At 61.3% G+C, this 19,730-nt stretch carries 21 protein-coding genes and 1 pseudogene; 3 read left to right on the forward strand and 19 right to left on the reverse strand.

From position 1 onward, the window contains the following. Positions 1-15: 15 nt before the first annotated feature. Positions 16-993, reverse strand: coding sequence for a chemotaxis protein (locus ACYQ4Z_RS06680; RefSeq protein WP_119335496.1), 978 nt, complete (start codon positions 991-993; stop codon positions 16-18). A gap of 3 nt (positions 994-996) precedes the next feature. Beyond that, on the reverse strand, positions 997-1,971 hold the full coding sequence (locus ACYQ4Z_RS06685; protein ID WP_219972755.1) for a chemotaxis protein: 975 nt from the start codon (positions 1,969-1,971) through the stop codon (positions 997-999). Between the two features lie 164 nt (positions 1,972-2,135). On the opposite strand from ACYQ4Z_RS06685, the pseudogene ACYQ4Z_RS06690 reads away from it, so the two are divergent. Together ACYQ4Z_RS06690 and ACYQ4Z_RS06695 are read left to right on the forward strand one after the other, a co-directional pair. Then, positions 2,136-2,795 (forward strand): annotated as a pseudogene (locus ACYQ4Z_RS06690) (methyl-accepting chemotaxis protein); the annotation flags it as partial. A gap of 117 nt (positions 2,796-2,912) precedes the next feature. Beyond that, positions 2,913-3,254 carry a CZB domain-containing protein gene (locus ACYQ4Z_RS06695; RefSeq protein ID WP_432706952.1) on the forward strand — a complete coding sequence of 114 codons (342 nt, stop codon included), beginning with the start codon at positions 2,913-2,915 and terminating at the stop codon, positions 3,252-3,254. On the opposite strand, the gene ACYQ4Z_RS06700 is transcribed toward ACYQ4Z_RS06695, so the two are convergent. The 6 genes from ACYQ4Z_RS06700 to ACYQ4Z_RS06725 form a co-directional block, all read right to left on the reverse strand. Beyond that, a complete protein-coding gene (locus ACYQ4Z_RS06700) occupies positions 3,251-3,580 on the reverse strand; it encodes a hypothetical protein (protein WP_119335499.1) in 330 nt (109 codons plus the stop codon). The genes ACYQ4Z_RS06695 and ACYQ4Z_RS06700 overlap by 4 nt on opposite strands. A 69-nt stretch (positions 3,581-3,649) precedes the next feature. Further along, the gene (locus ACYQ4Z_RS06705) at positions 3,650-5,191 is read right to left on the reverse strand and encodes an Hpt domain-containing protein (protein ID WP_459860419.1); all 1,542 of its coding nucleotides are present in this window, start codon (positions 5,189-5,191) and stop codon (positions 3,650-3,652) included. Continuing rightward, on the reverse strand, positions 5,184-6,188 hold the full coding sequence (motB, locus tag ACYQ4Z_RS06710; RefSeq protein ID WP_459860420.1) for a flagellar motor protein MotB: 1,005 nt from the start codon (positions 6,186-6,188) through the stop codon (positions 5,184-5,186). The genes ACYQ4Z_RS06705 and motB overlap by 8 nt, the downstream gene beginning before the upstream one ends. A 12-nt stretch (positions 6,189-6,200) precedes the next feature. After that, positions 6,201-7,052 (reverse strand): flagellar motor stator protein MotA, encoded by an 852-nt coding sequence (gene motA, locus ACYQ4Z_RS06715; protein ID WP_219972750.1) that lies wholly within the window; start codon positions 7,050-7,052, stop codon positions 6,201-6,203. Between the two features lie 28 nt (positions 7,053-7,080). After that, positions 7,081-7,677, reverse strand: a complete 597-nt coding sequence (gene flhC / locus ACYQ4Z_RS06720; protein WP_438438164.1) for a flagellar transcriptional regulator FlhC — start codon at positions 7,675-7,677, stop codon at positions 7,081-7,083. Beyond that, on the reverse strand, positions 7,661-8,005 hold the full coding sequence (locus tag ACYQ4Z_RS06725; protein ID WP_119335504.1) for a flagellar transcriptional regulator FlhD: 345 nt from the start codon (positions 8,003-8,005) through the stop codon (positions 7,661-7,663). Before ACYQ4Z_RS06725 ends, flhC begins: the two co-directional genes overlap by 17 nt. 141 nt (positions 8,006-8,146) lie before the next feature. On the opposite strand from ACYQ4Z_RS06725, the gene ACYQ4Z_RS06730 reads away from it, so the two are divergent. Further along, positions 8,147-8,719, forward strand: coding sequence for an NUDIX hydrolase (locus tag ACYQ4Z_RS06730; RefSeq protein ID WP_119335505.1), 573 nt, complete (start codon positions 8,147-8,149; stop codon positions 8,717-8,719). 12 nt (positions 8,720-8,731) lie between these two features. Here ACYQ4Z_RS06730 and ACYQ4Z_RS06735 read toward each other — a convergent pair whose 3' ends face one another. The 11 genes from ACYQ4Z_RS06735 to ACYQ4Z_RS06785 all read right to left on the reverse strand — a co-directional run bounded on the left by ACYQ4Z_RS06735 (position 8,732) and on the right by ACYQ4Z_RS06785 (position 19,726). Beyond that, positions 8,732-9,292, reverse strand: a complete 561-nt coding sequence (locus tag ACYQ4Z_RS06735; RefSeq protein ID WP_219972745.1) for a hypothetical protein — start codon at positions 9,290-9,292, stop codon at positions 8,732-8,734. Positions 9,293-9,322: 30 nt separating this feature from the next. After that, entirely contained in the window at positions 9,323-10,309 is a 987-nt protein-coding gene (flgL, locus tag ACYQ4Z_RS06740) for a flagellar hook-associated protein FlgL (RefSeq protein ID WP_219972744.1), read from the reverse strand. Between the two features lie 14 nt (positions 10,310-10,323). Next, positions 10,324-11,991 (reverse strand): flagellar hook-associated protein FlgK, encoded by a 1,668-nt coding sequence (gene flgK, locus ACYQ4Z_RS06745; RefSeq protein ID WP_459860421.1) that lies wholly within the window; start codon positions 11,989-11,991, stop codon positions 10,324-10,326. 35 nt (positions 11,992-12,026) lie between these two features. Further along, positions 12,027-13,301: a glucosaminidase domain-containing protein gene (locus ACYQ4Z_RS06750; RefSeq protein ID WP_438438169.1), complete on the reverse strand. Its 1,275-nt coding sequence runs from the start codon at positions 13,299-13,301 to the stop codon at positions 12,027-12,029. Next, positions 13,301-14,431: a flagellar basal body P-ring protein FlgI gene (locus tag ACYQ4Z_RS06755; RefSeq protein ID WP_459860422.1), complete on the reverse strand. Its 1,131-nt coding sequence runs from the start codon at positions 14,429-14,431 to the stop codon at positions 13,301-13,303. Before ACYQ4Z_RS06755 ends, ACYQ4Z_RS06750 begins: the two co-directional genes overlap by 1 nt. A 10-nt stretch (positions 14,432-14,441) precedes the next feature. Further along, positions 14,442-15,176: a flagellar basal body L-ring protein FlgH gene (locus tag ACYQ4Z_RS06760; RefSeq protein WP_219972740.1), complete on the reverse strand. Its 735-nt coding sequence runs from the start codon at positions 15,174-15,176 to the stop codon at positions 14,442-14,444. Between the two features lie 29 nt (positions 15,177-15,205). After that, positions 15,206-15,988, reverse strand: coding sequence for a flagellar basal-body rod protein FlgG (flgG, locus tag ACYQ4Z_RS06765; protein ID WP_219972738.1), 783 nt, complete (start codon positions 15,986-15,988; stop codon positions 15,206-15,208). Between the two features lie 95 nt (positions 15,989-16,083). After that, entirely contained in the window at positions 16,084-16,824 is a 741-nt protein-coding gene (flgF, locus tag ACYQ4Z_RS06770; RefSeq protein WP_459860423.1) for a flagellar basal-body rod protein FlgF, read from the reverse strand. 16 nt (positions 16,825-16,840) lie between these two features. Continuing rightward, positions 16,841-18,073: a flagellar hook protein FlgE gene (gene flgE / locus ACYQ4Z_RS06775; RefSeq protein WP_459860424.1), complete on the reverse strand. Its 1,233-nt coding sequence runs from the start codon at positions 18,071-18,073 to the stop codon at positions 16,841-16,843. A gap of 12 nt (positions 18,074-18,085) precedes the next feature. After that, a complete protein-coding gene (locus tag ACYQ4Z_RS06780; protein ID WP_219972735.1) occupies positions 18,086-18,769 on the reverse strand; it encodes a flagellar hook assembly protein FlgD in 684 nt (227 codons plus the stop codon). Positions 18,770-18,787: 18 nt separating this feature from the next. Further along, the gene (locus ACYQ4Z_RS06785) at positions 18,788-19,726 is read right to left on the reverse strand and encodes a flagellin N-terminal helical domain-containing protein (protein WP_459860491.1); all 939 of its coding nucleotides are present in this window, start codon (positions 19,724-19,726) and stop codon (positions 18,788-18,790) included. Positions 19,727-19,730: the final 4 nt, after the last annotated feature.

The raw sequence follows: 19,730 nt of genomic DNA on the forward strand, positions 1-19,730 counted from the left end.
ATCAGCACTCCTTGATCATCGTGTGAGTAACGGCCGGAGGGTCTCGGCCAACGCATGGGCGTCGAATTTTGCCACATAGCCGTCGACACCCACCCGTTCGCCCATCGCCCGGTTCGCTTGCGACGAGAGCGAGGAGTGCATGATCACCGGAATGCCTTCGAAACGGGGGTCGGCCTTGATGTATTTGGTCAGCACATAACCGTCCATCTCCGGCATTTCGGCGTCGACCAAAATCACATCGACCTGTTCGCGCAAACTTTGGCCGGTTTGTTCGGCAAAATTGGCCATACTTTCGAGTCGCGCCCACGCCTCTGCGCCGTTGTTCGCATGTGCGTGCTTCACTCCGAGTTTGTCGAGCACCTCCGCAATCTTTTTACGCGCAACGCCCGAGTCATCGACGAAGAAGACGTGGTAGCGGTGCCCTTCGGGAATCGGCAAAATCGTCCCGACCACCTCTTCGCCGAACACGCGCGCCAGAATCGATTCGACGTCGATGATCGAGACGATGCGGCCATCTGGGAGCTCGGTGATCGCAGTGATCATCCCGTGGACCTGCTGCGAGACGTTTTCCGGTTCGCGCACCAGCCCCCACTCGACGCGGATGATGCGGTCCACCGATTCGACTAGGAACGCCAGTGTCTTTTGGCTGTATTCGGCGACCATCATCGTTGGCGCAAGGCGGTCGTCCATCGGCGCCAACCCCATCACTTTTGCCAACGACACCACCGGAATGACGTTACCGCGCAGACTCACCAACCCTTCGACACCAGGCGGCACGTTGGGCGCGCGGGTGATGAATGGGGTGCTCATCACCTCACGCACTTTGAACACATTGACGCCAAAGATTTCGCTCGTCCCCAGCGAAAAGAGGAGGATTTCGAAACGGTTCGAGCCAGCCAACCCGGCGCGCGCCTCGATCTCTTCGAATGCACTGTGTTCCGACTTCTCCTCGACCAGTTCCGGTTCGATGACCGTTTTCGCAGGAAGATTCATCGCTCAGCCCTCCCGTTTGCCATGGGCTTCGTACAAAACGCGCCGCAGAATCGTCGCCAATTCTTGCGGCTGGAATTTCGGCACATACTCGTCGACCCCGACCGATTTCCCCAAGTGCTGGTTCTGCATCCCGGAAAGCGACGAGTGCATCAGGACCGGAATCCCGGCAAAGCGCCGGTCGGTCTTGATCTTTTTGGTGAGGATGAAACCGTCCATCTCCGGCATCTCGATATCGGTGAGCACCGCCGAGACCAACTCTTTCACTGGTCGCTTGAGCGCGCGCGCCCGTTCCGCGGCCCGTTCCAGGTTTTCCCAACATTGTCGGCCATTGACTGCTTCCACGTACCGGACGCCCAGCTTTTGCAACGTCCGTTCGACCTGTTCGCGCGCGATCGCCGAATCGTCGGCGTAATAGATCGTGAAGCGGTCCGCATCGGGTAGGGGTTCGATACCGGCATAGAGATCCGCTTCCGCCTCGACCCCACCCGTGGTATCGGAAAGCACCTTTTCCACGTCGAGGAGCATCACCAGGCGCCCATCGGTGAGTTCCGTCACCGCGGTGACGAGCCCCCCCATCTTCGCGGTGAGCATATCGGGCGGCACCCGCATCTGCGACCAATCGAGCCGCAAGATGGTATCGACCGATTCCACCAGGAACCCCTGTACGTGCTGGTTGTATTCGGTGACGATCATGATGTTGCGTTCGCTGCCCGGTTCCACCCCGACATACTCGCCCAGATCGACCACAGGCACCAGCACCCCGCGCAGACTCACCATCCCTTTCACCGCTTTGGGCATTTCCGGCGCCGCGGTGATCGGCGGGGTCTTCATCACTTCACGAACTTTGAAGACATTGATCCCAAAAGTCTCACGCCGCCCCGTGGCTTGACTCACTCCCAAGGTGAACAGCAAAATTTCGAGTTTGTTGGTCCCTGCGAGTTTCGTGCGCTCGTCGATGCGCTTGAGCAGGTCGGTCATGGTGGACTCCTTGCGCGCTGTCACTTCGCGATAGTGCTATATTACGACGAATCGACAAAAAACTTGAGGCAAATTGGACAAAAAAAAGGTCGCAATTTTTCCTCAAGTTTTCTGCATTTCTACCGATAATTGAGGATAGCAGGTTCGACTGAGAGGAGAGCACCATGTTCGGCAGCAAGGCCAAACTTCAAGAACAAGCAGCGCGGATCGCTGCGCTCACCGATGAACTGGCGCGCGCCCAGCAAGCGCTTCAGGAAGCACGTCGCGAAACAAAAGAGGCACGTGCCGAAGCCGACGCTTGCCGTAAAGAAGCAGAGAATCTTCGCCGCGTCCTCAATGAGTTCGTTGCGTTTGGGCAATCGCTCGGGAGCGTTCGCAGCAGTTTCGTGACGCTGGCCGAAACGGCAGAGACCAACCAAGATCAAGCCGAACACGCGGAAAAGAGCGCCGCGCAAACGGAACGGGTGGTGCGTACCATCGCGAACAATCTGCAGAAGTTGGCTGAGGCATCGCAAGAGGCGATGACCAAGATCGGCGCGCTCGACGAACGGGCGCAACAGATCAGCGGCATCGTCAATCTGATCCGTGAGATCGCCGATCAAACCAACCTGCTCGCTTTGAACGCGGCGATCGAAGCCGCACGCGCCGGTGAACAGGGGCGCGGATTTGCGGTGGTCGCCGACGAGGTACGCAAACTCGCCGAGCGCACCGCAGTGGCCACTTCCGATATCGCACGACTGGTCGAGCAGATCCGCAACGACAGCAGCGCAAGCCGCACTGCGATCGTCGCGTTGGCCGAGCGCGCCCAAAGCCACAGCGAAGAGAGTCGCACCACCGCGCAAGAAGTAGAGGCGTTGGGGAATGAAATCGAAACGATCCACCGCGAAGCGGCGCTCTCGGCGCTGCGTGCGTTCTGCGAAATCGCGAAATTCGACCACATCGTGTACAAATTCGAGGTCTATCAGGTGATCCTGGGCAACAGCCAAAAAAGCGTGGACGAGTTCGCCAGCCATCAAGCGTGCCGGTTGGGCAAGTGGTACTACGAAGGGAAAGGGCACCGCTGCTTTAGCCACTTCCCCGGTTTTCGCGACCTCGAAGCGCCACACCGTTCGGTACACGACGCGGCCAAAGCGGCTCTTACCGCGTACGCGCAGCACAACTGGGATCAGGTGGTTACCGCACTCGCACGAATGGAAGAGGTGTCGATGCAGGTCATCAACCTCTTGGATCGCCTGGTTACCGCGGGGGAAGAGAACCCAGCGCTCTTGCAGTGCGAAGATTAGTCGTCGACGAGACGATCCCAATCTTCACTGCCGTCCAACACCCCGCGTGCGCGCACTTTCACCGGCCGCCGCGGGGTGTTTGCTAAGCGCGCATTGCCTTTGTCGAGGGATGCGTGCGCGGCATCGTCGTTGCGCTGCAGTCGGGCCGATTCCGCATCGCCTTGAAGACCGTGGTGCGTTGCCCCTGTCGTCACCAACAGCCGCTCCAGTGCTTGCAAATCGGTGCGCAACGCACGGACCGCTAGATCGTCCGGGTAGCGTGCAGCGACGGCGTCGGCGTTGAGCGCCGCAAGCCGTACGTATTGCCACACTGCTTCCCAGTCCATGATGGCTTCGCTCCATGACGATCTTGTCATGAAGCGTTATCGGCACCAAGGAAAAAAACTTGAGGGTTTTTAGCGCTGACAGGAAGCTGCCCACCACCGCTCCGGATCGAGCACGGTAGCGAGCGCTTCTCCCCGAGTTGCCAACGCCACCCACCCTGCAGGGTGCGCCGCGTCGTCGGGTAACGGCTGGGTCGCCACACCGCCTGCGCGCTCGGCACCATCGACACCGGTAAGTACCGTCCGCGTTCCGCAAGCCAGTGCCACCACCACAGGGTATTCGAACGGCGCACGGTCGGTTTCAGGAATGAGCGGCCGCCACGGGTATGGGGTACCGGCTTGGGAGAGGTACCACTCCCCGTTCACGAACCGGCAGGCGTTTTTCGGCATTTGCGGGAAAAACGCCGCGACCGATTCGGCAGGTACCGCTACCGCTTGCTCGGCTACAGTGAACCAAAAAGCCCATAAGATCGCCGGCGCGAACGGCATCGCCATTTCCCAAGCGTCGTTGGTCTCGCGAACCACCCACGCGGCTTGGGTAGGCAATTCAGACAGCCAGGCCGATTTTACCGTCGCGACCCCGTCCGGATCCCCGGAGAGGACGAACCGAACCGTCGCGCCCATGCGATAGCACCGCATTGCCAGACGCAGCGCCCCGTGCGCCCCACACGCCTTGGCCGCGCTGAGCGCCAACTGTTGCCAACGGTCGAGCACCTCGGCGAACGCTGGGGTGATCACCGCCGCGTCGCCGGTGAGAGTCACCGACCACGCCGGCAATTGCGTCCGCCATACCCCCTGCCACGTTTGCACCCAAAGAGACAACGGCAATTGGGCCGTGCGCACCGCGTCATACACCGAGCCGTCCGTTTCAGGGAACGACGACGCGGCGTGCTGCGCATGCACCAACGCACGCCACCACGTCTGCCAGGGGGCACCTTCCGCACCCGGTTCGCAAACCAGATCACCCGCCACGTCGGTGGCCGGAGAGGCGCTGAGATGGGGCGCACCCGTCTGAGGTTCGGTGGGCACCGATGGTGTTTCGATGGCGCTGGGTGCGTCAGGCGGCGGGACGGGTTGCGCCCGTTCCTCGGCAAGCCGTTCGACCGCGACAGAGCCAGGCACCGCAAAGAGTTCGACCGCATCGCGAAGTGCGCGTTTGTCCGCAGCCGCGCTCGTTACGATCCACGACCAGGTGGTTGCGTTTTCCGCGATAGGGTCGGGATCCGCGCGAACCGAACCGAACGCAGAAAGCGCCGCAACGAGCTCTTCTTGCAATGCGCGGCTTGCACGCACGTGCGGCGCTGGGGTCAGAGTAACGCGCCACGCAGAAAATGGGTCGTTGGTGTGAACTTCCGTAGGCGCTTGTTCATCGAGCGCCGCCCCTTTTCCAGGCCATTTCGCCAACCGGTCTTCCAGAATGCGCGCGAGACGCGAAAACGCTTCATCCCCCATCGCCGCTGCCGCGCCTTTGAGCGAATGCGCCAAGCGGACCGCCTCTTCCTGGATCGCTTCGCTCCACCCGTCGCGGTCGGCCTGCGCCAAAAGGGATTCGATCGCCGAGATCGTTTCTGCTTTTTCCGCCGCGTAGAGCGCGTTCAGGTCTTCGTCATTCACGCGCCACCCCACGCCGCAGCGTTTCCGTGATTTGCGAAGCCTGCTTGCGCAGATCCTCTTCGGCTTCGCGTTTCAAGACGATGATACTGATGCGCCGGTTTTGCGGCGCGTAGGGGTCTTCCGGCACGAACGGAACGGTGTCGGCCATGCCGACGACGCGAAAGACCTTCTCCGGATCCAGTCCTCCGGCGACCAACTCCCGCCGCGCCGCGTTCGCCCGGTCGGCGGAAAGTTCCCAGTTGGAAATACCGCGCCCGTTGTTGGCAAACGGGGTGGCGTCGGTATGGCCCGCGATCATGATCTTGTTCTCGATTCCGCTCAGCGTGCGTCCAATGAGGCGCAACAGATCCCGCATGTACGGTTGGACCTCACTGCTGCCGGAAGCGAACATCGGCCGATTCTTCTCATCGACGATTTCGATCGCCAGTCCGTCTTCGGTGATTTGCATGCGAATCTGGTCACGCAGCGCGCGCAACGTGCTGTCGGCCTCGATCATCGCCTCCAGGAGCGAACGCATCCGCTCCATTTGTGCGAGTTCGCGCCGCTTCTGATTTTCCCGCTCCTGCGCCTCGGCGTCGCTCGTCGCACCTTGCACGCGTTGCACATCTGGAGATTCGTTCGTGCTGTCCGAGCGGCCTTTCGTGGGCAAAGACCCCTCGCCACCGTCGCGTTGGAACGTGCTTTTCGATGGGGTGTCCCCTCGTTTCACCTGCCCAACGCGCCGGGAGAGGTCCTCACCGCCCCCCGGAATGATCCGCTCAGCATCGCCGGAGCCCGACCCGCCATCACTCGCAACCTTGAGCGGGTTCTGGAAAAATTGCGCAATCCCGTCGAGGTCTCCTTTCGCGGTCGAGCCCAACAGCCACATCAAAAGAAAAAAGGCCATCATCGCGGTGACGAAATCGGCGTACGCGATCTTCCATGCGCCGCCATGCGCGCCACCGCTGACCTTCTTGACCCGTTTGACGACGATCGGCTGTTGGGTATCGTCGCTCATCGCGCTACCCGGTTACTTGCGGTTTTTGAGCTCTTCCTCGAGCTCGGCGAAGGTGGGCCGCACCGTCGACCACAACACCTTGCGGCCAAATTCCACCGCCATCTGCGGCGGGTAGCCGTTCATGCTCGCGAGCAGCACCACTTTCGCCACCTGGAAAGGCTTGCTGCCGTCTTCGACCTTGAGTTCGAGCTGGCTGGCGATGGGGCCGACGAAACCGTAGGAAACCAAGATCCCCAAGAAAGTCCCGACGAGCGCGCCCCCAATCATCTTCCCGAGCACCGCGGGTGGTTCCCCCACCGAGCCCATCACGTTCACCACCCCCATCACCGCGACGACGATACCGAACGCCGGAACCGAGTCCGCCGCTTTGGAGATGAGGTGCGCGGGCAAATGGGCTTCGATGTGGTGCGTTTCGATCTCTTGGTCCATCAACCCTTCGATTTCGATCGCGTTGAGGCTGCCGCTCACCATCATGCGCAGATAATCGGTGATGAATTCCACTAAATGGTGATCATGCAACACCAGCGGGTACTTGCCAAAAATGGCCGAGCCTTCAGGGTTTTCGACGTCCTGTTCGATCGCCATCAACCCCTCTTTGCGCACCTTGGTGAGAATCTCAAAGAGCAGCGCCAGCAGTTCGATGTAAAACGCGCGGTTGTAAGGCGAATTCTTGAAGACCGCCGCAAGCCCGCCCACCGCCGCTTTCAGCGAACTGGGGTTGTTGGACGCGACAAAACCCCCGATCAATAACCCGACGATCGCGATATATTCGGTTGGGACGAAGAGTGCGGCAAGGCTACCGTGCACCGCGTAGGTGCCCAGCGCCGACGCCAAGATGATCACGTAACCGATCAGGAGAAACATCGGGTATTAGCCGTTTCCGATAGTGCTATCAACCGGTGACTGCAGACGCCGCGCGCCGCCGGTTTTTCTTCACCGGCAACGTGCGCTGCGCCGCTGCCAAGCGGTGTTTGCGGTTTTCTTGCCCCGCCCCGGCACGCGACGGCATGTGGCAAAGCCCGCAGACGAAGGTTTTCGCCGGTTCATAGGCGTGGGTGACGAAATGGCCACCGCATTGCGAGCAGGGGGTGAGTTGCAACAATTCGGCGTCGAGAAACCGCAACAGCGTCCACGCCCGAGTGATACTCAATACCGGTTCGATCTGAACGGCATCTACGGTATCGAGATAGAGTTGGTACGCGGTGATCAAACGCCGCCGGTGGTCAGTTTCCGCCACCTGTTGCCAAAAATTGGCAAAGAGCGTGGAATGGACGTTCGGCTGCCAGCTCATGAACCAATCGGTCGAAAACGGAAGCATCCCTTTTGGCGGCGAGACACCCCGCACTTGCTTGTAGAGCTTCATCAGCCGATCGCGGCTCAGCACCACCTCCGCTTCCAGCAGCTGCATCCGCGCCCCCAGGCGGATCAATTCCGCTGCGATCAAAATTTCCTGCGCATCGGCTTCGATCTGTTCAAGTTTTTTCGCCATCGTCGTCTCCCACGATCGGGCTTTTCCGCGGTTTCGCTTGCGCCAAGATGAGCGCGTGCAACTGCGCTGCGGCTTCGTCGCGCCCTACGTCACCTGCCAATTGTTTCAACAACGCACCATCGAAGCGAAATTGCGGCACGAGCATCGCCCCTTGCGCCAGCCGGACCAGTTTGGCAGGCGAGAGCGTCTGCAACCACCGCAGGTCTTCCTCTGCAACACCCAGCTTCACGGCTGCTGCGGCAACGTTGTCGTGCGCCATCCGCTGCGCGAGGATGAGAAAGTTGAGGTTCAGCTCGCGAATTTCCTCGGCAAAGTCTGGGGCTGGCATCGTCGGCGCTCCTCCTGCCGCCACAGTATAGCAAGAAGCACCCTCGCCCAAAAAGGGAAAAAGCGAAAAAAATCGGCGGCAATTTCGGTTTGTGGTTTTTTTGCTACACTGTGCGCACCGCCGTTACCGCGTTTCGTCACGATGAATTTCTGTTCCGTCTGTGGCCATCCCGTCGAACGGAAGATCCCGCCGCTCGACCATCTGCCTCGTTACGTCTGCCCAAACTGCGCGACGATCCATTACGAAAATCCGCGCATCGTCGCGGGGACGTTGCCGCTACGGGGCAACCAGATCCTGCTCTGTCGCCGCGCGATCGCCCCACGAATCGGCTATTGGACGCTTCCTGCCGGATTCATGGAGTGTAACGAAAGCACCCTCGAAGCCGCGATGCGGGAAACCTGGGAAGAGGCGGGAGCGCGGGTTCGGATCGACGCGCTCCATGCGTTGCTGGACGTTCCCCACATCCATCAGGTGCACCTCTTCTACCGCGCGACCTTGTTGGACCTGGACTGGGTGCCTGGCGCTGAAACCTTGGAAATTCGCCTTTTTCCTTTATCGTGCTTGCCGTGGGACGAACTGGCGTTCCCAACGGTTCGCCGCGCGCTGGAGTACCTGTTGCGCGGCGAAGCCACCGCCCTCTCGCCACAGGGCACCACCCGCTATCCGACCGTGCCGCTCATCGAAACCTTGCCGCCACGCTCCGCACGCCCTTAGTGGCCCGCTCTTTCAGTAAACGAGACGCAACGTCCCGACTGCGTAGCGCTGCGCAAACGGCCGCGTCGATTCCACCCCTTCTTCGTAGGAAAGCAACTGGTACGATTTGGCGTCCCGTTGCTCGGTCACTTTTTGCGCTGCGCGCTGGAAAATGCGCCACGATTCGCCGTTGCCCCCTGTGGTGAGCGAGCGCATCGTCAGCACCAGACGGACCACCGCCTCCGATTCCGGTTGCACGGTAATCGTCCAGTTGGGGGCGAGCGGATCGTAGAGCGCATAGGCAACCAGCGCCGCACCGCCCAATTGCCGCAGAAGCCCGAGATGGGAGATCGGCGCCGAGGCTGGAGTGGACGCAGTCGCCGCGGTAGCGCCAGTGCCAGTTGCAGCGTTCGCAGCGGAAACCCCTAGGGAGGAATCGGAGAGCAGCAGCGCGCTTCCGGCTACCGCCGCGCCCTCTCGCGCGATCTCGGCAGAAGTGAGCCGCTCCTGCGCACAACCGGTAAGCCCCACGGCCCCTCCCACTACGAGGACGAGCCAACACCCCCCTTTCGTGAAAAAAGAGCACCGCCTCATCCCTCTCCCCCATGCGCCGTGACGTCGCGCTCACAAATACTGGAACAAGCTGAGATTGGAAACCTTGACGAACGACTGTTGTGCCGCGGAGAGCACCATCTGTTGTTGCGCCAATCGCGACAACGCCTCGGTATAGTCGAGATCTTCGATGCGCGAGCGCGCCTGCGCGTAATCGAGATCGAGCGCTTTCCCCATCTCGGTGAGCGCATCGAGTTCCGCAAGTTGTGACCCCACCTTCGCTGTATAGTGTTGCACGCGCGCCAGGAAGCGATCGACCGCGTCGATCCCGGCGCTCGACGCATGGATGGTGGTGGTGCCAGCCGTAGCGGGATCAAGCGCGTCGATCGCATCTTGGAGGTCGTTGAAAAACCGTGCCAGCGGGTATTGCGTGGGCGGGCCGGCAACGAACGTGCTTTGATCGGCATCGAAGAGCCCCCCGGGGCCACCGGTCGAAGATCCCGGTACGTTCGCGTCGATCAGCCGCGCCGCGCCCACCCGCATCTGCTTGACGTTCGCATCCCCTTGATAGTAGTAACGATCGGGGGTCAGTGGGTTGGCGTCGTGATCGCCCCAGGCGACCGGCGGCCGATCGTTTTTGAAGCCCGCGAAGAGATAGTTTCCCTGTCCATCCTGACTGTTTGCCAACCCAACCAAATTGGCCAGTTGGCTGCGCAAATCCTGCGCGAGCGCCGCGCGGTCCGACGCCGCGAGCGCCCCCGTTCCCGCTTGCACGAACTTGTCGCGCATGTATTGCAGGGTGTCGCTCATCTGCGTCAAACGGGTATCGGTCAGCCCGAGCACGTCCTTTGCGTAGCCGATGTTTTCGAGAAACTGCTGGTTCACGCTCTGCGACTGCTGCAATTCGAGACTGCGCGCCGCACGTACCGGGTCGTCCGACGGTACGACCATCTTGCGACCGCTCGCCACCTGCAATTGGGTCTGATGCATTTGGGTCTGCGCCCGCTGCATCGCGAAGATGTTGCGGTCATAGACTTGGTTGGTTGCGATCCGTAACATAGCCGTTCTCCTGGTTACTGAGCAATCGCGAGCACTTCATCGAAGAGCTTCTGCGCGATCTGCATCGTCTTGCTCGCCGCCTGGTAGGCCTGTTGAAATTGGATGAGGTTCGCCGCCTCTTCGTCGAGGTTGACGCCCGCGTAGCTGTCCCGTGTCGCCTGCACCTGATCGACCAGCGCTTTACTGGCTGTGGCTTCGGTTTTCACCGAACGGGCAAGCGTGCCCAATTCGGCCACGGCGCTTGCCCAGGCGGTTTGAAACGTCGCGGTGGGAATACCCGACGCATCGGCATAGAGCGTTTTCGTCGTCTGAAGGCTGGAAAGTGCCAACATATTGACGTTGTCGGCAGGCCCTGAGCCCGTTGCGCTCGTGGGATCGGCCTGCGCCGCGGCTACCGCGCGGGGATCGGTGAGTGCTACCGCCAAAGTTCCCCCTTGTGCAGGAAACGGCCGCACTACGACCCGTTCGCCGGCATTCAACGTACCAGTAAGGGTCAGCCCTTGAAACGTTGCCGGGAGCGTTGCTCCGGTATAAAGCGACTGACCGTCATGCAGCCGCGTGATGGTGTAATTGCTCCCATCGTACCGAATTTCGAACGATGCAGGTTGCATCGCCGCGACATCGAGCGGCGTTGCCCATCCTACGGTGAGGTTGCTCCCTTGGTCACCGGTGAAGGTCTGAGTTGACGGTACTCCGCCGAAAAAATCGCGATTGGTGACGCCATCCAAGCCGTACCCTTGCTGGTGTTGTGCATTGAACGCCAACGCCAATGTGGTCGCCAAGAAACCCAATTGGTCCTGAATCCGATCGAGCCCTTCACGGCGAAACGCCAGGAGCGCCCCCAGTTCCCCTCCGGTGACAAGCCGCTCGGGCAGCACCTGTGGAGCCCCGCTACCACCAAACTGGTAGGTTAGCCGACGGTGCATGGCATCGCCGGGATCGGCTTCGGTAGCGAGCATAGCGCTCGCCACACCCTGCACGAGTGTCTGGCCGCTACCGATAAACACCGACATCATCCCCTGGTCGTCGATCACCGTTTTGATCCCGATCAACCCGGCAAGCTCTTTCGCCAATTGATCCCGCTGATCGAGCAGGTCATTGGGGGGCGCTTCCGCACCGCGGGTCGACGCTTGCAGGATCTGTTGGTTGAGATCGGCGATGTTGCGCGCCAAAGCAGTCACCTGCTGCGCCACGCCGTCGAGGCGCTGCTCGACGTCTTGACGAATCTCGTCGATCCGCGCGTCGAAGAGGCGAAAGCGTGCCGTCAACACTTCGCCTTGCGAAAGGAGCGACTGCCGTGCTGCGATGCTTTCCGGGTTGTCTGCGACCTCCTGCACCGCGTCGAAAAACTGTTGCAGCGCAGGGGAAAGGCCAGCGTCCGGGTCCGCGACGAGGTTGTCGAGCGGCGCGATCAGCTCCTGATAGTGTTGCGCCTGCGCGTAGCGGGTAGTTGCAGCAAGAAGGTTGCCCTGCAAAAACTGGTCGTACGCGCGCTCCACGCCCACCAACAGCGCGCCCCTACCGATGTAGCCGAAGCCGACAAATTGCGGAAATTGGGTACTTTGGTTGACCCGCTGACGGCTATACCCTTCGGTATTGGCGTTCGCGATGTTGTGGCTTGCGGTATCGAGCTGATAGCGCGCCGCCATCAACCCCGTCAAGCCGATCTGTAACATCCCCATCGCACCGCTCCTGCTGCCGTTATCCCTGCAGAAAATCAAGCAAAGTTCATGCCAACCTCAGCCACGGTGCTTTGTAATGTCGCGTTCCGAACCACCCGGACAATTTTGTGCGCGTAGTCGGGATCGGTAGCGTACCCAGCCGCGGCAAGCGCCTGCGCAAACGCTTCGGGCGTGCGCGCGCCACGCACGCGCGCGTAACGGTCGTTCTCCGCGATCAACCGGACATAGTCGGCAAACGCAGCGTCGATCGAGGGATAGGCGCGAAATTCGGCAATCTCCGTTTGGGGCCGTCCGTTGCGGTATTCGGTGGTCTGCACCCGCACCCGCTCTCCGTCCCAGTCGCTTCCCGCTTTGATGTTGAAGAGGTTGTTCGACGGCCGACCGTCGGGGTGGCGGAGCATCGCGCTGCCCCAACCGGTTTCGAGCGCGGCTTGCGCCAACACGAACTCAGGAGCCAGACCGAGTGCTTCAGCAGCGCGGCGCGCAGCAGGAAGCAGTTCGCGGACGAAATGGGCGATCCGCTCCTCAGGAGGGGCATCGGCAGGCAAAGGGACGAAATTGGACGGCGCTGGCGCTACGGCTACAAGCGCAGCAGGCACCGTCGTTTCCGGCTCGGCGCGGTGCGTATCCAGCGTCGTTTCCCTCGCTGGATCCTGACGCTGCGCGTGCCCTTCTAACAGCGGTGTGCCGCCGTCGGCTGCGACCGGAACCAATGCCGGAGCTGGCTCCGTGGAAACGAGCGGCGTCAACGTGGGTTCCAGCCCCAGTAATGTCTGAACGAAATCGCGTTGTGCGATGAAGGATCGTTCGACGACCGGAGCCGTTTGCCCGTTCGCAGCGTCCGCTTGGCGGAACGATCGCTCGACCACGGGCGGTAACGCGGACGCGATCGCTGACAGGGTATTCCTTTCGTGCTCCGGGTTTGGAGCGCGGCGTGCTGCCACACGATTCGGCGCGTCATTTGCCGCAATCGCCGTCTCTGCGGCAACCTTTGCCGGATCGCCGGTTGCGCCCGGTTTCGGCAACCATTGCCGCGCCAGCAGCTCGGCAAGGCCGACGCCCCCACTTTGGGCCAAATCGCTGGCCAGTTGCTGGTCGGAGAGTTCTTGCCACAGCTTGCGCGCACTGGTGTCGAAAAGGCCATTTTCGGGTACGGTCGCGCGCATCGCTTTCAACAGCTGCTGCAACATCAGCGCTTCGAATTGGCGCGCCGCACTGCGGATGGCTGCGGGTTGGTCCTCGCCGCGCGCGGCACGCCGCAATGCGGCTACCGCACGCGGATCGAACGCGGGAAGCGAAGATGCCGCCATCAGATCACCTCCAATTCGGCTTCCAACGCGCCCGCCGCTTTCATCGCTTGCAAGATGCTGATGAGGTCCATCGGTGTCGCCCCGAGCGCGTTGAGCGCCTGGATCACCTCGGCCAGATTCGCCCCCCCTTTGATGTGGTGGAACACGCCAGGGGGCTGCTCGATCTTGACCGACTGCTGCCGTGCAACGACCGTCTCTCCGCCAGCAAGCGGCGCGGTCGGTTGACTAACCGTGAGGTCCTCTTGGATCGTCACCTTGAGGTTGCCGTGGGCGACTGCCACTGGCTTGAGCCGAACCTCTTGATTCATCACTACCGATCCAGTACGGGCATTGACGATCACTTTCGCGGGCTCAGTTGCCGGCGTAACCGGCAACTCCTGGAGTTGCCCAAGGAACGCAACGCGCGCACTTGCGTCGTGCGGCGCGTTGACGAGGATGGTCCGCCCATCTTGCGCGGCGGCGGTACCAGCGCCGAACTTCTGGTTGATCGCAGTCACGACCCGAGCAGCCGTGGTGAAATCGGTAGTTTTGAGCTCAAGGCGCAACGGGCCATTCGTTGCCAGTGCAACCGGCACTTCGCGTTCCACTGTGGCGCCCCCCGGGATCCGTCCGGCAGCCAGATGGTTGATCGTCTGCGCCGCACCACCTGCCTGCGCACCTGCGCCTCCGACCAAGACGTTTCCTTGCGCAATCGCGTAGATCTGCCCGTCAGCCCCTTTCAACGGCGTCATCACCAGAGTACCACCCCGTAAGCTTTTCGCGTTCCCGATCGACGAGACCGTGACGTCGATTCGCTGCCCCGGTTTGGCAAACGGGGGCAATTCCGCGGTGACCATCACCGCCGCGACGTTCTTGAGCTGCAAGCGCGTGCCCGGAGGGAGCGTCACGCCCAAATTACGCAGCATGTTGAGGGTGCTCTGAACGGTAAAAGGGGTTTGCGTCGTCTGGTCTCCTGACCCGTCGAGTCCGATCACCAGGCCGTACCCGACCAACTGGTTCTCCCGAACGCCAGCGATCGTCGCCAGTTCTTTGAGGCGTGCCGCGTGCGCAGCCGGTAAGAACGCGAGCCAACACGCAACCCCCACCGCGATCCCCCGCGCCACCGTTCTCCAACCGAACCCGTACCGCATCGTCACCTCCTCAGAAGGGCAGGAAGTTGAGGAAGAAGCGCTGCAACCACCCCATACGTTGCGCCTCGTCGATATAGCCACTGCCCACGTACTCGATGCGCGCGTCGGCCACTTGGGTCGACGCCACTGTGTTCTGCGCCGAGATGGTGTCGGGATTGACGACGCCCGAAAAGCGGATGTATTCGCGCCCTTGGTTGATCGCCAGCTGCTTTTCCCCCGAAACCAACAGATTGCCGTTCGGGAAGACGTCGATCACGGTGACGGTGATCGTGCCGCTGAAGGTGTTGTCGGCCGAAGCCGCCCCTTTCCCCTCCAAACTCATATCCGAGGAAGCAGTCAGCCCCAGCCCCGTCAGTCCGCTCAACGGTAAGCGCGTGAGCGAATCGATACTGGCGGAGTTGTCCGATTTGCGCGACGCGCTTGCCGCCGAATTCTTCGTCGCCGAGGTTTTTTCGACTAGGTTGATCGTGAGGATGTCGCCGATGTAGCGCGGTTTGCGGTCTTCGAACAGCGGCCGCGCCACCTGCGGACGAAAGATTGCACCGTTGGGCGCCGGTTGCGCCTCGATCGGCAGTGGGCGCGCGGTCATCGGTTGGTGCACGATCGCAGGCGGCGTGGTATCGAGCGCAGCACAGCCTGCAAGGAGCGCCGCCCCCCAAGCGACCGCAAGCCGCGCCGCCCACTGCAGGACCTTTTTCTGCCACACGATCATTTCCCCATACCGTTTCATACCCAGCGCCGTCATGCTCGTTTCTCGTGATGCCCACGCATTGCTTACAGTTGCGTCAGCCGCCCCAACATCTGGTCCGAAGTCTGAATCGCTTTGGTATTGAGCTCGTAGGCCCGCTGCGTGACGATCATGCTCACGAGCTCTTCGGCGACATTGACGTTGGAATTTTCGACATACCCTTGGATGATGCTTCCGGCGCCGTTCGTTCCGGGCACGTTGATCTGAGGGGCGCCACTCGCTGCGGTTTCAGCGAAGAGGTTTTCCCCGAGCGCTTGTAACCCCCCTTCATTGACGAAGGTCACTAGCTGGATCTGCCCCACCTGGGTCGGTGCCACCGCGCCGGGTTGCAGAACGCTCACGGTGCCGTCCTTGCCGATCGTGATCGACAGCGCGTCGGCGGGGATGTTGATCGCATCGGCGAGCGGATAGCCCGAGGCGGTGACGACATTGCCCTGATTGTCGAGCTGCAACGAGCCATCGCGGGTATAGGCGATGGTGCCGTCAGGCATCTGGATCTGCAAAAAACCGCGCCCTTGAATGGCGACATCGAGCGGATTGTCAGTTTTTTGTAGCGTCCCCTGCAAAAAGATCCGTTCCGTCGCGACGGGCCGCACACCGGTCCCGAGCTGCAAGCCACTGCCGATCTGGTTTTGTTGGGTGTTTTGCGCCCCCGGTTGCCGCAGCGTCTGGTAGAGCAGGTCTTCGAACACCGCGCGCTGCCGTTTGTAGCCGGTGGTATTGACGTTTGCCAGGTTGTGGGAAATGACGTCGAGCTGGGTTTGCTGCGCGTCGAGCCCAGTGCGGGCGATCCAAAGGGAACGGATCATCGCGGTTCTCCTGATAGCGACTGCTAGGGGTCAAGATAGCCCAATCGGGCGAACGGAAGCGGGTAAAGTAACGGGTACTTTCCCGCCCAATTTGGTCATCGCGGCGACAACAGCGCGGTAGCGCGTTGGTCGTCTTCTTCGGCAACCTGGATCGCCTTGGTATTCATCTCGAACTGGCGTGCGAGCGCAATCATCCGCACCATCTGGTCGACCACGTCGACGTTGGACTTTTCGAGATACCCCCCACGCACAGAGACCGCGGGGTCTTCAGGGGGCGGGGGCGTCCCGGCAGGCAGGCGGAAGAGCCCGTCGTCACCGCGTTGCAATTCGGTAACCGGCGGATTGACGAGCCGCAATCGCCCCACCGCTTCGACCTGTCCGTTCGCGGGGTCGATCGCGTTGATCGTGCCGTCTTTGCCGACCAGATAGGTACGGTCGGACGGAAGGGTGATCGGCGCGCCACCTTCGCCCAAGACCATTTGTCCGTTCGGCAGCCGCAACATTCCGCCGTTGTCAACCTGAAACGCACCGTTGCGGGTGTAGGCTTCGCCCCCATCAGGCAATTGCACTGCGAACCAGCCAGGACCGGCGATCGCGACGTCGAGCGCACGCCCGGTCTGCTCGAGCACCCCTTCGGAAAAACGCGCCGAGACGGTGGCATCGACGACGAACGCGCGGCTGGGAAGCGCTTGAGATTGCACATTCACCGCACGGAGCCGGTGTAGTGCCTCTTTGAACCCCGGGGTATCGACGTTCGCCAGGTTGTTCGCGACCGCCGCCTGCTGTTCGAGCGTATATTTCGCGCCGGTCATCGCGAGGTAGATCATTCGATCCATGGCTCACCTCTTGCGCTTACCGCAGGTTGATCACGGTCTGCAAGATCTGGTCTTGCGTGCGGATCGATTGGGCGTTTGCCTGGTAGGCCCGCTGCTGGATGATCATATTGACAAGTTCCGCGGTGAGATCGACGTTCGAGGACTCGACCGCGCCGCCAGAGATGAAACCGCGCGTGCCCGACCCCGGAATCCCCGCCGCTGCTTGTCCCGATTCGAGCGACGCCGCCCACATGTTGTCGCCCATCGAGATCAACGCGTTGGGGTTGCGAAAGGTCGCGATCGCCACCGTGGCGATATCCTTCACGTCACCGTTGGTGTAGCGCGCCTGTAACCGCCCCTCTTTGGTCACCGAAACGCTCGCGAGCTCCCCCGCAGGCTGGCCATCCTGGGTGAGCGTCGTCACGGATGAGGCCAGCGAATATTGCGTGGCGTTGAACGTGACATCCACCACGCCGTCGCCATTCCCACCAAAATCGGCGCCGTTCGACAGCGGCGAAGTGACATTGACGGTCAGATTGGGTGAAGAGGTCAATGCGCCAGCACCGTCGAAGGTCATCGTCGTAAGTGGGTTATTGATGACCAGCGTAGGGTCACCGTCGAACGAACCATAAACGTTCCAACTGCCCGGCGCGGTTTTTTGGAAATAGAAGGTAAGGTTGTGCGCGATTCCCAGCGAATCGTAGACCTGCACCGAAGTGCTGAAATTGTAGGTATCCGGATTGGTGGCATCGAACGTCGCGGTGATCGCAGGCTGCCCCGCGTCGAGGTTGAACGTCATCTCGACTTGGCTCGTCTCAGCGGGCTTGCCCGCATCGAACGGCACCCGGATCGGTTGCGGGTCACCGGCTCCTGCAGCCCCGGGATACCCCAGCAACTGGTAGCCGTTTGCCGAAATGACGTAACCGTCTTTGTCGAGCTGAAATTCACCGGCGCGGGTATAGAACATCTGCAGGTCGTTCGCAACGGGTCGCTTGGTGATGAAAAACCCTTCGCCGTTGATCGCCATATCGAGCGCATTGCCGGTCGTGGTAATGCTTCCCTGCGTGAAGCTTTGCCGCACTGCTGGCACGCTCACGCCGCTTCCCACCTGCATGTAGGGGTTTGCCCCCAACGTGGTGGAATAGACGTCGGCAAAAACGGTCTGATTCGCTTTGAAACCGGTGGTGTTGGCGTTCGCGACGTTGTGGCTGATCACATCGAGCGCTTTTGCGGAACTCGACAGACCGCTCAAACCTTGCTGGAAGGCCATCGTTCTTCTCCTTTAACTCAGGACCTGCTTGATCTCATCGAGCCGATAGACCCCGTCCGATCCCAGTTGCAAATCGGCACCGTTCGGCCCCCGCACCACAGCGGTGACCTGCGCCAACTGCAACGCTTTTGCTGTAACCGGATCCCCATTGCTTTTTGCCTCGATTACCATGCGGTAGGTGCCCGGTGCAGCGATCTGACCGTCGTCGGCACGGCCATCCCAGACGAAGTTGTGGGTACCCGCCTCCAGCGCACCCAGGTCCAGTTTGCGCACGGGCAGGCCATTTGCGTCGAAGAGGGTCACGGTGACCTGATCGGCGGGTTGCGCCAATTCGACACCACCCACGCCCCCTGCTTGCGTCAGTTCCAACCGCTCGCCTTCGATCAACACGCCGCGGCCCACCAACGCCGAGAGTTCGGAAACGCTGTTGGTATCCAAAAACTGCTGGAACATTTTGTTGAGGTTCTCGATCCCCTGAACCGTGCTCATCTGCGCCAGTTGCGAGGTCACCTCCGCGTTGTCCATCGGGTTGAGCGGATCCTGGTTTTTGAGCTGCGTGGTCAGCAACGTCAAAAACCGGTTCTGCATCTCGTCGGTTGCCGACGCGGTGCTGCCTTGGCGCCCCCCCAGACGAGCCAAAATGGCGTCGGCGCGGGTGGCTGTGGTTGCGTCGCTCGTAGCGGGGATCGCGCTCATGGCTCAACTCCTTAGGCGTTAGCCTTGCAACAGACGCAAGACGTTTTGCGGCGCGGCGTTTGCTTGCGCGAGCATCGCGGTCCCAGCCTGCTGCAGGATCTGAGCGCGCGAGAGCGCCGCGGTCTCTTGCGCGAAATCGGCGTCCCGGATGCGGCTGCGTGACGCTGAGAGGTTTTCGATCGCGCTTTGCAGGTTGTTGATCGTGGCCTGGAAGCGCGACTGCACTGCACCGAGCGTTGCCCGGATGTCATTCACTGCCTTGAGTGCCGCATCGATCGCGCTGATCGCCGAAAGGGCGGCATCGACCGCGGAGATGGAAATCGCCGAACTGGTTGCCGCTGCCGACCCGCCGGCAACCGCAGAGCCCATGCTCCCTGACGAAAAAATGCTCACGGCATCGAAACCAATTTTGTCCGACGCGGTAATCGCGCTTGCGCCGCCTGCCGAATAGACGCCGTTGGAATCAAAACCGCTAGCCGTGGTCGTCCCGGAGAAATTGGCCCCCACTTGGAAGACGAACGCTGCATTACCCGTTGCCGCGGAAAGGACTTTCACCCCGTTGAATTCGGTGTCCCGACCGATCCGTTCCACCTCGAGCTGCAACTGCCGGAACTCTTTTTGCAGCGCGTCTCGGTCGCTCACCGAGTTCGTCGCGTTTGCCGACTGCACCGCGAGATCGCGCATCCGTTGCAGAATGTCTGCGATCTGCCCCAATGCCCCTTCGGTGACCTGCGCCATCGAGATCGCGTCGTTGGCGTTCCGAACCGCGACGGTCATGCCGCGTATCCCAGAGGTCATCCGTTCGGAAATCGCGAGCCCCGCAGCGTCGTCCTTGGCGCTGTTGATGCGCAGCCCCGAGCTCAACCGCTGCATCGCGGTCTGCATCTCGAGCCCGCTCTTATAGAGGTTACGCTGCGCGTTGAGGCTCATGATGTTGGTGTTGATCACGCTCATGATATGG

The organism is Hydrogenophilus hirschii (assembly GCF_054656675.1).

Bases quoted from the DNA above. Each gene is read 5' to 3' on its own strand.
- ACYQ4Z_RS06680 (WP_119335496.1), bottom strand. From the start codon at position 993: ATGAATCTTCCTGCGAAAACGGTCATCGAACCGGAACTGGTCGAGGAG.
- ACYQ4Z_RS06685 (WP_219972755.1), bottom strand. From the start codon at position 1,971: ATGACCGACCTGCTCAAGCGCATCGACGAGCGCACGAAACTCGCAGGG.
- ACYQ4Z_RS06700 (WP_119335499.1), bottom strand. From the start codon at position 3,580: ATGGACTGGGAAGCAGTGTGGCAATACGTACGGCTTGCGGCGCTCAAC.
- motB (WP_459860420.1), bottom strand. From the start codon at position 6,188: ATGAGCGACGATACCCAACAGCCGATCGTCGTCAAACGGGTCAAGAAG.
- motA (WP_219972750.1), bottom strand. From the start codon at position 7,052: ATGTTTCTCCTGATCGGTTACGTGATCATCTTGGCGTCGGCGCTGGGC.
- flhC (WP_438438164.1), bottom strand. From the start codon at position 7,677: ATGGCGAAAAAACTTGAACAGATCGAAGCCGATGCGCAGGAAATTTTG.
- ACYQ4Z_RS06725 (WP_119335504.1), bottom strand. From the start codon at position 8,005: ATGCCAGCCCCAGACTTTGCCGAGGAAATTCGCGAGCTGAACCTCAAC.
- ACYQ4Z_RS06730 (WP_119335505.1), top strand. From the start codon at position 8,147: ATGAATTTCTGTTCCGTCTGTGGCCATCCCGTCGAACGGAAGATCCCG.
- ACYQ4Z_RS06735 (WP_219972745.1), bottom strand. From the start codon at position 9,292: ATGAGGCGGTGCTCTTTTTTCACGAAAGGGGGGTGTTGGCTCGTCCTC.
- flgL (WP_219972744.1), bottom strand. From the start codon at position 10,309: ATGTTACGGATCGCAACCAACCAAGTCTATGACCGCAACATCTTCGCG.
- flgK (WP_459860421.1), bottom strand. From the start codon at position 11,991: ATGGGGATGTTACAGATCGGCTTGACGGGGTTGATGGCGGCGCGCTAT.
- ACYQ4Z_RS06750 (WP_438438169.1), bottom strand. From the start codon at position 13,301: ATGGCGGCATCTTCGCTTCCCGCGTTCGATCCGCGTGCGGTAGCCGCA.
- ACYQ4Z_RS06755 (WP_459860422.1), bottom strand. From the start codon at position 14,431: ATGCGGTACGGGTTCGGTTGGAGAACGGTGGCGCGGGGGATCGCGGTG.
- ACYQ4Z_RS06760 (WP_219972740.1), bottom strand. From the start codon at position 15,176: ATGACGGCGCTGGGTATGAAACGGTATGGGGAAATGATCGTGTGGCAG.
- flgG (WP_219972738.1), bottom strand. From the start codon at position 15,988: ATGATCCGTTCCCTTTGGATCGCCCGCACTGGGCTCGACGCGCAGCAA.
- flgF (WP_459860423.1), bottom strand. From the start codon at position 16,824: ATGGATCGAATGATCTACCTCGCGATGACCGGCGCGAAATATACGCTC.
- flgE (WP_459860424.1), bottom strand. From the start codon at position 18,073: ATGGCCTTCCAGCAAGGTTTGAGCGGTCTGTCGAGTTCCGCAAAAGCG.
- ACYQ4Z_RS06780 (WP_219972735.1), bottom strand. From the start codon at position 18,769: ATGAGCGCGATCCCCGCTACGAGCGACGCAACCACAGCCACCCGCGCC.